The 17459-nt window shown below is 25.9% G+C and carries 14 protein-coding genes; 2 read left to right on the top strand and 12 right to left on the bottom strand.

Annotation, left to right across the window (positions count from 1 at the left end):
* Positions 1–26 precede the first annotated feature (26 nt).
* Entirely contained in the window at positions 27–752 is a 726-nt protein-coding gene (locus tag BN7997_RS06435; protein WP_071120020.1) for a CpsD/CapB family tyrosine-protein kinase, read from the bottom strand.
* A gap of 14 nt (positions 753–766) precedes the next feature.
* Positions 767–1438: a YveK family protein gene (locus BN7997_RS06430; protein ID WP_071120019.1), complete on the bottom strand. Its 672-nt coding sequence runs from the start codon at positions 1436–1438 to the stop codon at positions 767–769.
* A gap of 416 nt (positions 1439–1854) precedes the next feature.
* Here BN7997_RS06430 and BN7997_RS06425 point away from each other — a divergent pair, with 416 nt between their 5' ends.
* Positions 1855–3552, top strand: coding sequence for an ABC transporter ATP-binding protein (locus tag BN7997_RS06425; RefSeq protein ID WP_071120018.1), 1698 nt, complete (start codon positions 1855–1857; stop codon positions 3550–3552).
* An 89-nt stretch (positions 3553–3641) separates the two neighbouring features.
* On the opposite strand, the gene BN7997_RS06420 is transcribed toward BN7997_RS06425, so the two are convergent.
* From BN7997_RS06420 to BN7997_RS06370, 10 genes are all read right to left on the bottom strand, one after another.
* A complete protein-coding gene (locus BN7997_RS06420) occupies positions 3642–3917 on the bottom strand; it encodes a hypothetical protein (protein WP_143023183.1) in 276 nt (91 codons plus the stop codon).
* A gap of 400 nt (positions 3918–4317) precedes the next feature.
* Positions 4318–5250 carry an ADP-ribosylglycohydrolase family protein gene (locus BN7997_RS06415; RefSeq protein ID WP_207645583.1) on the bottom strand — a complete coding sequence of 311 codons (933 nt, stop codon included), beginning with the start codon at positions 5248–5250 and terminating at the stop codon, positions 4318–4320.
* A gap of 66 nt (positions 5251–5316) precedes the next feature.
* Positions 5317–6078 carry a YdcF family protein gene (locus tag BN7997_RS06410; RefSeq protein WP_083335024.1) on the bottom strand — a complete coding sequence of 254 codons (762 nt, stop codon included), beginning with the start codon at positions 6076–6078 and terminating at the stop codon, positions 5317–5319.
* A gap of 31 nt (positions 6079–6109) precedes the next feature.
* A complete protein-coding gene (locus BN7997_RS06405) occupies positions 6110–8104 on the bottom strand; it encodes a GTP-binding protein (RefSeq protein ID WP_071120016.1) in 1995 nt (664 codons plus the stop codon).
* A gap of 138 nt (positions 8105–8242) precedes the next feature.
* Positions 8243–9121 (bottom strand): MurR/RpiR family transcriptional regulator, encoded by an 879-nt coding sequence (locus tag BN7997_RS06400; RefSeq protein ID WP_071120015.1) that lies wholly within the window; start codon positions 9119–9121, stop codon positions 8243–8245.
* Between the two features lie 368 nt (positions 9122–9489).
* Positions 9490–11553 carry a sensor histidine kinase gene (locus BN7997_RS06395; RefSeq protein WP_071120014.1) on the bottom strand — a complete coding sequence of 688 codons (2064 nt, stop codon included), beginning with the start codon at positions 11551–11553 and terminating at the stop codon, positions 9490–9492.
* A gap of 287 nt (positions 11554–11840) precedes the next feature.
* The gene (locus BN7997_RS06385) at positions 11841–12536 is read right to left on the bottom strand and encodes a response regulator transcription factor (RefSeq protein WP_071120012.1); all 696 of its coding nucleotides are present in this window, start codon (positions 12534–12536) and stop codon (positions 11841–11843) included.
* A gap of 206 nt (positions 12537–12742) precedes the next feature.
* A complete protein-coding gene (locus BN7997_RS06380; RefSeq protein WP_071120011.1) occupies positions 12743–14098 on the bottom strand; it encodes an amidohydrolase family protein in 1356 nt (451 codons plus the stop codon).
* Positions 14099–14380: 282 nt separating this feature from the next.
* Complete coding sequence (locus BN7997_RS06375; RefSeq protein ID WP_071120010.1) at positions 14381–14968, bottom strand: tRNA 5-(aminomethyl)-2-thiouridylate-methyltransferase MnmM; 588 nt, start codon at positions 14966–14968, stop codon at positions 14381–14383.
* A gap of 9 nt (positions 14969–14977) precedes the next feature.
* A complete protein-coding gene (locus BN7997_RS06370; protein ID WP_071120009.1) occupies positions 14978–15694 on the bottom strand; it encodes a pseudouridine synthase in 717 nt (238 codons plus the stop codon).
* Between the two features lie 343 nt (positions 15695–16037).
* Here BN7997_RS06370 and BN7997_RS06365 point away from each other — a divergent pair, with 343 nt between their 5' ends.
* Positions 16038–17132 (top strand): AI-2E family transporter, encoded by a 1095-nt coding sequence (locus BN7997_RS06365; RefSeq protein ID WP_071120008.1) that lies wholly within the window; start codon positions 16038–16040, stop codon positions 17130–17132.
* Positions 17133–17459 lie beyond the last annotated feature (327 nt).

Genomic DNA, 17459 nt, shown 5'->3' with positions numbered 1-17459 from the left:
CTCCTTTGAAATAATTTATATACTAATTATTCTTCTTTGTTTCTTTTTTGTCTTATTTTAAATCTTAATTTTTTATGTGTATTATCTTCCTTATAATAGTTATTATAGTAATTTGAGCTATTTTTACTTACTTCAAACTTATTAAGTATACTTCCTAATATATTTGCTCCCACATTTTCTAATCTCTCTATTGAAATTTTAACCATTTCAATTTCAACTTCCTTAGCACCAACGACAAATACACATCCATCACTATAAGTTGATATTATTCCAGCATCTGTAACAACTCCTATTGGTGGTGTGTCTATAAATACATAGTCATAGTTTTCTTTTAACTTATTTATAAACTCAGTCATCTTGTTAGATGCTAATAATTCAGATGGGTTTGGAGGTATTGTTCCACAAGTTAATATATGTAAATTTTTTGTATCTGTGCAGTGTACACATTCTTCAAAACTCTTCTCTTCTAAAAGTACATCAGTAAGTCCACAAACATTTGATAGTTCAAATATTTTATGAATAGTTGGATTTCTTAAGTCTCCATCTAGTATTAAAACCTTTTTTTCTAAATTTGCAAATGTTGTTGCTAAATTTGATAATATAGTTGTTTTCCCTTCTCCCTGTTTGCTACTAGTTACATTTATAACTTTTATGTTTTTATCTAAATTTGAAAACTGTATGCTCGTTCTTATCCCTCTATAAGATTCTGATATAGGGGATTTGGGATTACTTATAGTTATTATTTTTTTCATTGTATCCCCCTTATTTACTTATTTTCATTTGGTATAACCCCTAATACTGGTATGTTAAAGTATTTTTCCATATCTTGTGGTGTCTTTACCTTGTTATCTAAATACTCTATTAAAAATATTATAAATACTCCTATCATAACTCCAAGTACACCAGCAATTGCTACTTTCCTTGAATTATTTGATGCTATTGGATATCCTCCTAATGATTCATCTAATACTTCCACACCATTTGCTTTTATAGTTCTTTTTACTTCCTCAGTAAATACTCCTGGTATTGTGTTTGCAATGTCCTTTGCCCTGTCTGGATCTGTATCTGTAACTGATAAGTTCATTATATGCGTCTCTTCAACTTGAGATACATTTATCATACCAGCTAACTGTTGAGGGCTCATTTCTAAATTCAATTTTTCTATTACAGGCTTTAGTACTGATCTAGATTTAATAATCTCCCCATACAAGCTTGCTAGTTTTTCTCCTTCTGAGATTTGATAACCTGTAAGCATTGATTGATTTTCATAATTTTCAACATTTACTATCAACGTTGTTTGAGCTTTATAACGTTGTATTTTATTAAGATTAACCATTATCACTGATATTCCAACTGATATTGCTGTTGTGAGTATAATAATCCAAAATCGCTTTTTTATAATAGTAAAGTACTCTCTTAAATCTATACTTTCTTCCATTTTGTTCACCTCTTTCGTTTATACTTTTAAGAAAATTTCTAAATATTTATTAATTATTGTATTATTTGTTCCTCTCGATATATATATATCATGGGTATTATTTTAGTAATACTTATGGTAGAGTATTGACTATTATACTTTTCTACTACTATTGAGTAATGTATATAAAAAATAGCTATGATTACATAGCTATTTTTATTACAATACTTTCTTATTAAATTTTTATATTTATCTATTAAATTAATCTTTTTAAATTAGTCATATTTAAACCTCTTATACCTTTGTGTAATATCTTTTATACTCTTAATTTATATATAAATTTTATAATAGGTGTTAATATTGACTTAGTTTAAATATATTATTACTTAAAATTTTTTATTATTTAGATTAATTATATTAGAATTTAGGTGAATCAAATGAAAGAAACTTTAAAAAAACTTAAATGGATTTTCTCTCAAGGAAAACCAGCTTACCCAACTCTTATTATAAGTGTAATAATAGGCTCTATTACATCTGCTGTTGGTGTTTATAATACTATGATTTCAAAAAACCTTATAGATGCTGCAACTAGTGGCCAAGTTAATATTGTTATTAAATGGCTTACTGTTATGGTAGCTATAATAATATTTAACTTAGTCTTTGGTACTATAAACTCTCTTTTATCAACTTACACTAATAACAAAATATATAATGAGCTTCAAAAAAAGTTTTTCTCTCATGTTACTTATAGTGAGTACATGGCAAATTCAAAATATCACAGTGTTGGACTTTTAACTAGAATAACTAGTGATACTTCTACTATAAATGGTTTTATATGTGGCACTGTTCCATCAATGATATATTCTAGTATAACTTTGATTATTTCATTTTTTACATTACTTAGTATTAATCCATTTATTGCAGTTTTCACTGTTTTAGTTTTTCCAATGCTTCTTATTATGAATAAGCTTTTAGGAACAAGAATCAAAAAGTTTTACAAAGACATTCAAGATCAAAGCATAAAGTATAATTCCTTTGTTCAAGAATCTATACAAAACCTTATGATAGTTAAGACATTCTGTGCTGAAAAAAGAACTATATCTAATTTAACTAAGTTACAATCTGAAAAATTTAAACTTTTGTTTAAACAAACTTTATTTAGCTCTTTAGTTGGTATAGCCTTTTCTATAGGTTCTTCAGGACTTTATTTTATTGTATTTGCATGGGGTGCATTAAATCTTGTTAGTGGTGCTATTACTTTTGGTACTATGACAGCCCTTCTTCAATTATTTAATAAAGTAAGATCTCCTTTATCAAGTCTTGCAGGGTGTTATTCTCCTATTATCACTACTCTTGCAGCATGTGAACGTCTTATGGAGTTAGAGGAAATGGCCTTAGAGGAAGGAAGTGGTTTATTAGATATAGATAGTTATAGCTACCCTTCAATAGAGTTTAATAATGTTACTTTTGGATACAAAGAAGATAGTCCTGTTTTAAAAAATGTATCATGTACTATAAATCCTGGTGAAACTATTGCTTTAGTTGGACCTTCTGGTCAAGGTAAAACTACTATGATTAAGTTATTACTTTCTCTTTTAAGTCCAAATGAAGGTAGCTTATCTATTAGTACAGATAATATTTCTGAGAAAATTACTAAAGACCATAGAAACCTTATATCTTACATTCCTCAAGGCAATACTTTATTTTCAGGTACTGTAAAAGAAAATATAACTTATGGAAATATTGATGCTACTTATGAAGAAATTAAAAAAGCTTGTATTAATGCTTATGCCTTTGATTTTATAAGTGAACTTGATGATAAGTTTGATACAGTTTTAGGTGAAAAAGGCTTTGGTTTATCTGAAGGTCAGGCTCAAAGAATATCAATTGCTAGGTCTTTCTTAAGAACTCGCCCTATTCTTATACTAGATGAGGCAACTTCTGCTCTTGATGCAAAAACTGAGATTAATGTTTTAAAATCTATTAAAAATTTAGAACACAAACCAACTTGTATTATTATAACTCACAGACCGGGTGCCTTAGCTATTTGTGATAGAATATTAAGACTTGAAGATGGAAATTTAATTGAGGAATCTAAAAATTTTGCATTTGAAGTTGCTAGCGATTTAGTATAATACATAGTAAATTTAAAAAGTTTTATAGATGAAAAAGAGAAATAATAAACTGTAAGTAGGTTTGTATAAATACAAACTTACCTACAGTTTTATTTTACCTCTATAATAAATACTGACGTTTGAGGCGGTATACTCATTGTCATTGCATTAGAATGAAATGCAACAATAGTATCCCCTACCTTTAAATCCTCAATACCTATTTCATTGTATTCATGATCTAATATTATAGTTTCTTCGCTGTGTACTAACCTAGTATAAGTATATATATCACCTGGTACTTTACCTATTGTTATAAATTTATAGGGCTGATTCATAATATCACTTATATCTACAATAGTTCCTATCGTATATGAACAACAACTCATTATATCACCTCTTAAAATATTTTTTATTTCACTTATACTAAAATATGCTTTTTTAATTATCCTGTGATTATATATTATAAAATAAAAAGAAGGCATATTTCTATACCTTCTTCTTATCGCACAATTAAACACACTTTTTTTGGAGATTGATGACCATCCTAAAGTTATAAATCTATACTTTAGGAAGAGTTAACTCTATTTACCATTAGAGCTAATAAACACACAACAACATATATTTATATTATCATATCCATAACCTATTGTAAATTATTGTAATTCGCCATATTTCTACTTAGTTTTCAAGATACTTCTCAAACCACTCTTCACTTTCTTCATATCCAGTTAATAAATCAATTGAAATATTCTCTAATAAATCTTTAAGCTCAATTACATCAATCCATTATTTAGGTATATTATCAATACCCAAGTATGCACCTAAAATATTACCGCAAATAGCTCCAGTACTATCACTATCCCCATCATGGTTAACTGAACAAATTAATGCTTTTTTAAAGTCATCCTTATATTTTAAACTACTATAAATAGCTATAGCTAATACCTCATCTGAAGTCCATCCTTCACCAATCATTCTTATAGCATCTGTATCTACTAAGTCATCTTTAGAAAGTTTAACTGCTTTTTCTATTGTCTCTACACACTCACAATATCCATCCATATCTTTTGAAAATGTTATAGCACAATTTATAGCTTCATCAATTTCCATTCCTTCAATAATACATGATATTATACAAGATAACATTCCCCCACTAATATATCCACTTGGATGTCCATGGGTTAATGCTGCACAATCACAACCTAATCTAAATGCTTCTTTCTTGTTATAAACAAGGCCTATTGGTGCTACTCTCATAACTCCACCGCATCCTTTACTGTTATTTATAGGATTTTTTATACTTCCAATTTCCTCTTTGCTTAATGAAGTTAAACAAGTATTTCCTGCACCTCTATCTTCATATAACTCATCATATTTTAATAGATAGCTATTATATGTGCACTCATCATATCCCCTTGTATCTATATTTCTTTGTGTAGAGTACCATCTTAAATATGCATTGTATACTACAGCTGGTATATAGCATCTTCCATTTTTACAATTTGCTCTTAATATTCCTTCTGCAGTAAATAAAGTCATTTGGGTATCATCAGTTATTTCTGCAATTCCTTTATCATTTAGAGTTAAATTATTTATTCCTTTACTTCCATATGTAGCTTTAATCTCTTTAAGCTTTTTTAACTCAATAGGGCGACCTAAAGCATCGCCTATAGCTCCACCTAGTATACACCCCTTAAAATATTTTTCATCTCTTTTCATATTATTACTCCTATAAATTAAAATAATATCTATAAATAATATGAAAAAATTTAATATTATATGTTTTTATAAATAAGCATATTCTATACTTTTAACTAAATCTATAATACTAGTTGGATATTCTCGTATCATATAATATAGTCTCCCCGATATTGAACTAATAGAACAAAGACCTTCATTTTCTATACCTAAAATACTAGCAATAAGTCTTCCTCTAAATAAGTGATAATCACTAGTCACTATAAGTACCTTTCCTTTATTATTCATATCATCTAGTATTTTTTTACTATATATAATATTTTCTAATGTAGTAGTAGCTTTATTTTCTTCTATAATATTATTTATATTAACTCCATTAGATACCAAATAATTTTTCATTGCTAAAGCCTCAGTAATATTTTCATCATTACCTTGACCTCCAGATACTATTATATTTACAGATTTATGTTTGTTGTAATACTCTGTAGCCTTATCAAGTCTTAATTTTAATGTATTAGAAACTTCAGTGCCATTTACCTTAGCCCCAAGAACTATCATTGTATCTATATTATCTACTTTATCTACATCTTTTGTTTCATTTATATTGAAAAGTATCAACCCTTCTAATAATACAAATGAAGATACAAATATAATTATTATAACTTTGTATATATTATAAATCATCTTTAAATATTTATTTTTACTACATAAATCTTTCATAGTAAAAACTATATATACAAGTGTCATAGATACTATTAAAAATATAGATGAAAAACTAATTCCCCATTCAAATATAGATAATGCACCTATAATAATCATAGTAAACATTATATATTTTCTTTTGTTCATATTTATCTCCTAAAATTAATGTTTTATAATACTATTTATCTAGACAATGCATATGATTTTTTGCTTCATTTCCTTTTACAACATATGCTTGTCCCTTAGAACAAAATATAGAATTAGAAGTATACTCTATATCACTATCTTTATCATAATTTCTTTTTTCTAATACATATTCAGTATTATGACATATATCATATCCATCAAATATGTAACTAATAGAACCTGTTCCCTTACTAAAAGATACAATTTCAAGAGAATAATCCATAAATGTAGCTACTGGACCTCTTCCATTTACTATAGCTAAATTCTCATTAATAATAGGAGGTTCAAATTCACCACTCATTTTAGAAATATCAGACATAACTCTTCCAACATAATCAATATCTATTTCTATACTAAATTTATAATAAGGCTCAAGTAATATGTTTTTAGTATTTTCAAGACCTTGTCTTAAAGCTCTAAAAGTAGCTTCTCTAAAGTCTCCACCACTAGTATGTTTATTATGAGCTCTACCTGTAAGTAATGTTATATTTACATCAGTTAAAGGATACCCTCCTAATATTCCCTTATGATTCTTTTCAAATATATGAGTCTTAACTAAATTTTGATGACCTAAAATTAAATCATCAACATGGGCAGTACTATCAAAACTTATCCCACTATTTCTATCACTTGGAGTAATCCTTAAATGTACTTCAGCATAATGACCTAATGGTTCAAAATGACCATATCCAATTGTTTCACTTTCTATTGTTTCTTTATAAAGTATTTCACATGGACCAAATTCAACATCAATATTAAATCTATTTTTCACTATAGCCTTTAATATTTCAAGTTGTATTTTTCCCATAGCATGAATATGTATTTCCTTTAATGTTTCATCCCAAACTACATTTAATGCTGGTTCTTCATTATTTAATATATTAAAGTCTCCTAATACCTCTCTTATATTTAAACTATTATCAAATATAACCTTAGATTTTAGTGTTGGAACCATTTCTAGATTATTTTTTACTTTTAATTTATCTAAATTAACTTTTGGTATATTAGGACTTAATACAAAATCACCAATTTTTGCTTCACTTAATCCACATACAGCAAAAACTTCTCCTGCGTAAACTTCATTTACAGATGTATATTTGTTAGAGTTATATATCCTTATTTCATTTATCTTTTCATTTACATTATTTCCCTGGCTATAATTTACTTCATCTTTAACCTTAATGCTCCCTTGTAAAGCTTTTATATATGTAACTCTATTTTTATTATCATCATATTTAACCTTATATACTTTACCTATAAAGTCATCTTCTTTGTTATAATTTGTATGAGTTAAGTAATCTAATCTTTTAATAAATTCATTTATTCCAATATCTTGTAGTGCTGAACCATACATTAATGGATAAATCTTAGATTCTTTTACCATTTTTTTTATACTATCTATCCATAAATCTTTATCATAATCTTCTTCTAAATATCGTTCAAATAAATAATCATCTCTTTCAGCTATAAATTCTATAATATCTTCATTTAAAATATTTTCTAAATCTAAATTTAAATTATTACTTATATTTATAACATCACTAGTTAAACTATTTTTTATATCACTTATAACTTCATCTAAGTTAGCTCCTTCTCTATCTATTTTATTTACAAAAAATATAGTAGGAACATTATACTTTCTAAGTAATCTAAAAACTGTCTTAGTATGTGATTGAACTTTTTCTATTGCACTTATTATAATTACAGCATAATCCATTATGCTAATAGATCTTTCCATATCTGGAGAGAAATCTATATGTCCTGGTGTGTCTATTAAATAATAATTAGATTCATTATATTTAAATGTTGCTTGTTCTGAAAATATTGTTATCCCTCTTTGTTTTTCTATATCATGATTATCTAAAAATGTATCTTTATTATCAACTCTACCTCTTTTTCTTATTGCATTTGTATGATAAAGAAGTTGTTCACAAAATGTGGTTTTCCCACAGTCTACATGTGCAAGTATTCCTATTGTCTTATTCATATTTCACCTCTTTAAATTTCCCTTATATAAATATAATATCATTAAATTAATTTATACAGTTAATTATATATAAAAGGAGTATCACAAAATATTATTTGTGTATACTCCTTTTAAAGTTTATTATTCAATTTATACTAACTATTTATCATAAACAGAATATTTTTCCCAAATAGCTTCTAAATCATCAAAGTGTTGTTTTATATCTTCTTTTTCTTTCATCCCAACTGATACTATAAGTGCATTTGCTATACTTAAAGCTGGAACTAAAGAGTCAACAAATGATACCATATTACTCTTAACTAATAATAAATTATCTGTAAAAGATGCAACTGGTGCAAAGGGACTATCTGTTAAAGATACTATATGAGCTCCTTTTTCTTTAGCATAACTTACTATTTGGTATGATTTCTTAGAGTATCTAGGGAAACTTATAGCTATTAAAACATCATCCTCATTTATCTTTACAACTTGTTCAAAAGCATCTCCCATATCTGTTCTTATAACATGAACACTATCTAATATTATACCTAGATAAAATCCTAAGTACTGAGCTATTGTAAATGAACTTCTCATTCCTACTATATAAATTCGCTTTGCTTTTAATATTCTATTTGCTGCTTCTTCAAAAGCTTTTTCATCAATTTCCTCTAAAGTGTCTTTTATGTTATCCATATCACTTTTTACTATTTTTTTAAGTATTGCAGAATCATCATTAAATTCTTTTACCATATCAACTCTTTGAACTGTTGTTAATTTATTTTTTATAACTTCTTGAAGAGCATCTTGAAGTTTAGGATATCCAGAATATCCTAATGCATTTGCAAATCTTACAACAGTAGATTCACTAACTCCTACTGCTTCTCCTAACTTACAAGCTGTCATAAATGCAACTTTATCGTAATTTTTTAATATATATTGAGCTATAAGTTTTTGTCCTTTACTAAATCTTGTATATTGTGATTGTATATGTGATATTAAATATTTGCTATCTTTTATTTCTTGCTTCGAATCTTTCATGATTTCTCCTTCGATTAAATAAATCTATAATTAATTTTTAAATTTTCTGTATATTACAAAAATTTTATTCTTACTATTAATATTATATCATCTTTTACATAAATTTTAATATATTCTGTGAAATATTTTTTATTTTTTGAAAACATTTTCTAACTATATATTTATAGATTCTTTAATATTCTATATTTATAAATATATTCTTTTGATAAATTTACTTTATTTTCCAAACCACTATTATCCTTTTATTCTATAGCTCATAATACTTATATCTGCTTTTCATCTACATTTTATCTTCCTTATTTTCTAAATTATAAAAATATAAAAAGCTATGAAATCAAGTTTATTCTAATTTCATAGCTTTTACATATTTAATCTATTAAATTAAATTCTACAACTGACTTAAATAAATCTCCATCTATATCTATCTCAAATCTACCACCTTGAGCATTTACTAAGTCTCTTGCAATAGCAAGACCTAACCCACTACCTTCAGTATTTCTAGACTCATCGGCTCTTTTAAATCTTTCCATAATTTCTTCAGGGTCAAAATTTAATTCATAAGATGATATATTTTTCATCGTCAGTTTTACCTTATCATCCTCTTCAATTATATCAATATATACTCTAGTATTGTTAAGTGAATATTTTGATATATTGCTTAATAAGTTTTCAAGAACTCTATATAATTTTTTTCCATCTGCCATTATATAAGTCTTTTCTTCTGGTACTCTTAACTTTAAATCTAAATTAGCTTTTGATAACTTTTCTTCCATCTCACCTATAGCTTGTCTTAAAAGTTGAGTTATATCTATTTTTTCCATATTAAGCTCTAAATTACCACTACTTGCCTTACTAGCTTCAAATAAATCTTCTATTAATACCTTTAATCTTTTAGACTTTGAATCTAGCACATTTACATAATCTTTAATATGTTCAGGTTTTATATCTTCTTCTTTTTTTATTAACTCTATATAATTAATTATAGAAGTTAAAGGTGTCTTTAAGTCATGGCTTACATTAGTTATAAGTTCTGATTTTAATCTTTCACTTTTTAACTGATTATATATTGCCTTATCAAGACCTTCTCCTATATTGTTTATATTTTCTGCTAAATTGCTAAAGTTATCATCATCTATAATATCTAGTTTATAATGTATGTCGCCACCTTTTATACGCTCAGTCCCTTCCATTATATAACTTAAGTATGCTAGCTTTTTAATTAAGTAATAAACATATAGTACAACAATAGTTAAACTAAGTATTGGTCCAAATAAAAATAATAATAAAGTACTTCCGAATAAAAATCCTATAAACCAACCTATTGTACCAACTCCTACACTTAGCATTGCTAAAATTATAATTCTTTTAGCTAATGGAACTGATTTTGTTACTTTATTAGTATCTTTAAAGATTTTCTTTCCTAATATTAATACTCTAACTATTAAACTAGTTTTTAATATTTCTATAGGTTTATCAAAGCTTTTTAATTCTTTTCTTAAAATGTAATATATTGTAAATAATCCAAATATACATATAAAAGTATATACTAGATGATCTAATACATTGTAGTAATAATAAACAGAATAACCTGTTTTTATAATTCCAATTAGACTATATAGTAAAAGTATACCTACTATAATATAAATCTCTAAAGGTATTGTTTTGTAAAACTTTAAGTAAAAACTATTTCTATCTAAAACTTCACATTTCATTTTTTTGTATATAGATATTGAAACTATAAATAATATTAAAGATATTATAGAAGATACTATTATAATTTTAAAATAAAATACCTCACTATCAAAATCAATTTTTATCTCTGAAACCTTATCATAATAACCACTATAATTTTCAAAGTTTTTATTAATTGATATGCATACATCAAAATCTTTTAAATTATAAACTAAAACATCTCCTAGTTCTTTATTTACATTTGCTTTTTCATATGTTTTATTTTTAATTTCTTTTGTATAACTTGTGTTATAGTCATTAGATGATACATATACATCACATTTCCCTTTTATATTTTTCTTAAAATCTTCTATACTTTTATAATCTGTATTAGAGTAAACTTCATTAGTATCTTTATTTATAGCTATATACTTTATATTTTTTACATATGATAATTGTTTTTTTGCAGATTCCTTTTTATTTTCTAAATAGTCTTTTTCATAATTTCTATTATCATTTTCATCTATTACAGATGTACTTGTCCAATATAATAACGGTCTAATTAAGGCTTCATCAAAAGCTTTACTTTTGTAAAAATCATCTTCTATAAGCTTTTTATCCTCATGCATATAACTTGTCATAACACCTCTACTATTAGTAGTAATAAAATTAAAAGTAGTTGGTATCATTGCTAATAATAATGACAAAGATATCATTGCCACGATTAAAAAACTAAATTTTAACTTTTTATTTTCCTTCATACGCTCTCCTTTTTAATTAAACAGTAAAACCTTACACAATAAAAAATTCGCTACGCTTGAGCGACGTGTCGGCGAACTACTTCATGTCGCCAACGATATGACACTCGCTACCGCTTCGGTCACATCCGTTGCTCAAAATGTCATTTTTTACGTTTCTGAAACTATTGATATTAGTTGTATTTATTAATTTAAGACATATCATTACTCCTAAAACTTGAGTAATCATAAACATAGCTAGAATAAAAATACAATTAAATATAAGGCTTTTATTTTTTAATATTTTCCCATTATAATTTTTCAATTTTATATCCAACTCCCCACACTACCTTCAAATACCTTGGTTCTTTCGGATTAATCTCTATTTTTTCCCTTATCCTTCTAATATGTACTGCTACAGTATTTTCAACATTAAAACTTTCTTCATTCCATACTTTTTCGTATATCTCATCTATAGAAAATACTCTGCCTTTGTTAGATAATAATAGCTTTAATATTTTAAATTCTATTGGAGTTATTTTTACAATTTCTCCATCAACTTTTACTTCCTTTGTTGATATATTAAGCTCAAGTCCACCACTTTTTAATATATCTTTATTAAAATTATTATCATAATTGCCTAAAGTAACATATCTTCTTAAGTTTGATTTTACCCTTGCTATAAGTTCTAATAAATTAAATGGTTTTGTTATATAATCGTCTGCACCTATATTTAACCCTATTATTTTATCTGTATCTTCACTTTTTGCTGATACTAATATTATTGGTATGTTTTTTTCTTCTCTTATTTTTATGGTTGCCTTTATTCCATCTAATTTAGGCATCATTATATCCATTAATATTAAATGGATTTCCTTTTCTACTAAAATTTCTAAAGCTTCTATACCATTGTAAGCTTTAAATATATTGAACCCTTCATTTTTTAAATATATTTCAATTGATTCAACTATTTCCTTATCATCATCGACTACTAATATGTTATACATTGTATCTACCCCTTTTATAAATTACTTCTCACTGTATTATACACGAAAATCACATCCTTTTATAATTTATAGTTTATATTGCTTATCAACTTTTACTATATATTTATAATAAGATAAATTTCTTACATAATTATTAACTAAATTCTTACGATTTTCTTACAAAAAAATAGAACTTTCTAAATATGAAAGTTCTATTTTTAATAAATTTATCTTCTTACAGAAGTTCCAAGTTTTCCATTTACTATTTCTCCATCTTTTAGAGCAACGCTACCTTTAATTAAAACATATTTAATTCCATCAGGCTTTTTAATTGGATTATCAAAAGTTGCATTGTCTTTTATCTCATCATAAGAAAAAATAGTAATATCAGCGTCGCTTCCCTTAGATAAATTTCCTTTATTACTAAGACCAAGCTTTTTAGCTTGCATTGTAGTCATTTTATTTATTGCATCATATAAACTTAACTTCCCAGTTTTAACATACTTATCTATAAGTCTTGGGAAAGTTCCTGCTGCCCTTGGATGACCTTGTTCATTGTGTAAAAATCCATCACTTGCTATCATAACATTAGGGTGAAGTATAGCCATATCTATATCTTTTTCATTCATAACATGACCAACTGTTATAGTATCTGGAGAATTTTTTCTAAGTTCATCAAATATATTCTTTGTGCATCTTTGCCCCTTATATTTTCCCTCACTTATTTCTATTGAGTCATAATCTATATTATATCTTTCTAAAAATCCATCATCATAAGTGGTTTCACCTATACGTGTACTAAAAGCATAATATGGATAACAATCACTAGTTATATCTAAACCACTAGACTTAACTGAATCAAGAAGTCTTAATAATTCTTTCATTTGTCCATATCCACCCATGCTACCTATGTGTGAATTTTGAATTGGTATATCAAGCTTCATACCTACCTTTATAAATTCTTTAGTTGCCCATATTATATTCTTTGCATCATCTCTAACATGTGCATTTATAATTTTATTTTCAGGCTTACATGCCTTTGATACTTCTATAAGTTCAAGTTCTGTAATTCCAGGTACATATCTTATCCCATAGGATATTCCAAAGCACCCACCTTCTAAGTACTCTCTTGCTGTGTACATTATTTTTTTTATATCATCAGTTTGAATAGGATTATATTTATCACTATTTTCTACAACACATTCTCTAATATTAGTGTGACCTGCCATAAGTCCAATATTTACTGGTAACTTTAATCTGTCCACTGCATCTAAATATGTTAGAGGTTCTGTTAAGTTTATTCCGCAATTTCCCCCTATACAAGTTGTAACTCCCATGTTAAGCATTGATTTTGCAATCCATTCATCTAGATAATCTTCTTCATTATGATACATATCTTCATGCATGTGTATATCTATAAATCCTGGGCATACGATTAATCCTGTTGCATCTATATTTTTTTCTCCACTAATTTCATAGGGTGTTAGTTCTAGTATTTTTCCATCCTTTATAACTATATTTAGTTTTGAGTCTATGTTATTATACGGATCTATAACTCTCCCATTCTTTACAACAGTTATCACTTTCTCATCTCCTTAACATTTTAATTTAATAAACATTTTATATATCGTAACTATTATTATGTTTTATTATAAATAAATATTCCTTTTATATAACCAATTCCAAAGTATTATAAAAAGGCATTTCAAAATACCTTAATGAGATTTATATCTCATAAATATATATTTTAAAATGCCTTTTAATATCTTTTTATTTTGTGTTATGTTTACCTAGTATAAAGTACTATACAAACATTGTATAATTATATATTAAAAATATCAATAACTTCCAATACATTTACTAATTTATTTTATATATTCTTTTTTCTTCTCTATTAAAACAAGTTGTGGTGGATTATTTATTTGATTTATAAATCCAGATTCTAATACGTTAAATTCATTTTGATCAAGATTTTTTACAAATTCATAAACACTATTTTTCTCTTCCATTCCACCTTCATGCCCTGTATATATTGCTATACTTATAACTCCATGAGGTTTTAATAAATTTAAAGAATGTTTAATGGCCTTAATAGTAGTTTCAGGTTTAGTTATTATATTATGGTCAGCTCTTGGAAGATATCCTAAATTAAATAAAACACAACTTACTTCTCCTTCAACATACTTGTCCATATTTTCATGACCATCAAGTATTAACTTAACTCTATCGCTTAAGTTTTCTTTATCTAATCTTTTTTTAGTAGATTTAAGAGCAGTTTCTTGTATATCAAAGCTATATACAAATCCTTCTTCTCCAACCTTCTCTGCTAAATACTTTGTATCGTATCCATTTCCCATAGTAGCATCAACTACTATATCACCTTTATTTATAACTTTTTCTAAATATAATTTATTTATATCTGTAATCTTAGTTAAACACTTTCCTAATTTCATACTTTACCTCTACTTTATACTTTTTAAATAAGCCACTTCTTCTTTAGTTAAATGTCTGTACTTACCTACTTCTAAATCTTTTAATACTATTTTCCCCATAGCTGCTCTTCTAAGTCTAAGTACTGGGTGATTTATAGCTCTACACATTTTTCTTACTTGTCTATTTCTACCTTCATGTATTTTTATTTGACATATTGAGTAGTTCTTTTCTTCATTTATTTTAACTACTTTTATTTTAGCAGGAGCTGTTTTGTAGTCTTCTATATATAAACCTTCTTCAAAGTTTTTAATTTCTTGTGCATTTGGTACACCTTTAACTATAGCCATGTAAGTTTTATCAACTTCATGTTTTGGATGAGTTAATTTATAAGTTAAATCACCATCATTAGTAAGTATTAATAAACCACTAGTTTCATAATCTAGTCTTCCTATAGGGTATACTCTTTCATCTATATCTTTTACTAAATCAAGTACACTTGGTCTGTCAAATTGATCTTTAACAGTTGTTATATAACCTTCTGGTTTGTTTAAAACAATATAAACATTATTTTTTTCTACACCTATTTGTTCTCCATCAATTTCAACTATATCTTTTTCCTCATCTATATTAAAAGCAAGCTCTGTAACTAACTTTCCATTTACAGTAACTCTACTATCTAGTATTATTTCTTCTGCTTTTCTTCTTGATGCCACACCACAAGATGCTATATATTTATTTATTCTCATAATTTCACCTTTCTCTTATAGTTTTAATATAATCATCTTTAATGACTATATATTATATCAACACTAAAATGTTTATTTAACACTTCTAGCAAATCAATTTTTATTTCATTATTATAATATAATCTATATAAGTAAAAATTAAAATATTTAATTTACTATTTACTCAAATTAACTCTTCTAAAAATAGTTTATCTATTAAATGTACTAAAAAAAAGATATATTGTTAATATTCTTATTATAAAAGTCTCTTAAGTAAATTATTTTATAGTGATACTTAATTTTTTATATTTGCATAAAATATATTTAGTAGAAATTTTTAACATTATCTAAGGAGGAGTTTATTATGATTTCAAAGGACAATATAAAATACTACATACTTATAGCATTTATTTCTATAATACTGTACAAAGCTATCGACTCTCCAAGACAAATATTAGATAGTATTAATGGATTAATGTCTTTTTTTAGTCCATTTTTAATTGGAATACTTTTAACATTGCTTTTAAATCCTATGATAATGTTTTTAGAAAGAAAATTTAAATCTCATAGACTTATTAACATATTTATTTCATATATATTGATAACTTTTGTATTAAGTGTCGGATTTAAGCTATTAATACCAGCTATAATAGATACTTTAAATACATTAATAAATGAAATCCCAAACCTTATAAATATGTTAAATATATTTTTAAATAAACATCTATCTCAGTCTCAGGTATTAGAAAGTGTTATACCTCATCTTCAAAACAATTTAAATAGTATATTAACAAGGCTATTAGATTTATTTTCTAAAGTATCTTCAGATTTATTTATATATATATTTAGTATAACATCATTGTTATTTGATATAATAATGGGAATTATTTTATCTATATACATGCTATACGATAAAGAAAAAATAGGACTTGGATGTAAAAAAATATTATATGCTTGTTTTCCTATAAATAAAGCTAACAACATAATTGAATTTTTTAAAGTATCTCATAATATTTTCTATCATTATATTATTGGAAAACTTATTGACTCTTTAATCGTAGGTTGTTTAGCTTTTATTGGATTTCAATTTATACTAAAAATTAATAATGCATTATTTTTATCATTTATAATATTTTTAACAAATATAATACCATATTTCGGACCATTTATAGGTGCAGTATTCCCTATTGTTATGACCTTAGTTTACAGCCCAATAAAATCATTATGGGTAGCTTTATTTCTACTTATACTCCAACAATTAGATGGAAACTTAATTGGACCTAAGATTATGGGTGATCAAGTTGGGCTTAGCCCTCTTTGGATAATATCTGCAGTATTAATAGGAGGCTCATTATTTGGAATAATTGGAGTATTTTTATCTGTTCCTATAGCCGCTATTATAAAGTTTTCAATAGATAAATATGTTCAAAATAAAATTCATATAAGAATACAAAGATAACTTCTTATATTCTAAATAAAAAATTCGCTACGCTTGAGCTACGTGTCGGCGAAACACTTCATGTCGCCAACGATATTACACTCGCTACCGCTTCGGTCACATCCGTTGCTCAAAATATCATTTTTTACGTTTCTAAAGTTATTGATATTACTTATATTTATAAGTTATCAACAAAAAATTTTATATCATAATTTACTTGTACGTAAAAATATCTATCAATATTGATAGATATTTTTTATAGTACTTCGATAGTCGAATTAATTGACTTGCAATATTTTTGTTTAGCTATTATTATAGTAATATAATATACATCAAATAGGAGATTGA

Source organism: Romboutsia timonensis, assembly GCF_900106845.1.
GTDB classification, from domain to species: Bacteria; Bacillota; Clostridia; order Peptostreptococcales; family Peptostreptococcaceae; genus Romboutsia; species Romboutsia timonensis.
The sequence above is the reverse complement of the archived record's forward strand: the minus strand, read 5'-3'. Positions and strand labels throughout refer to the sequence as shown.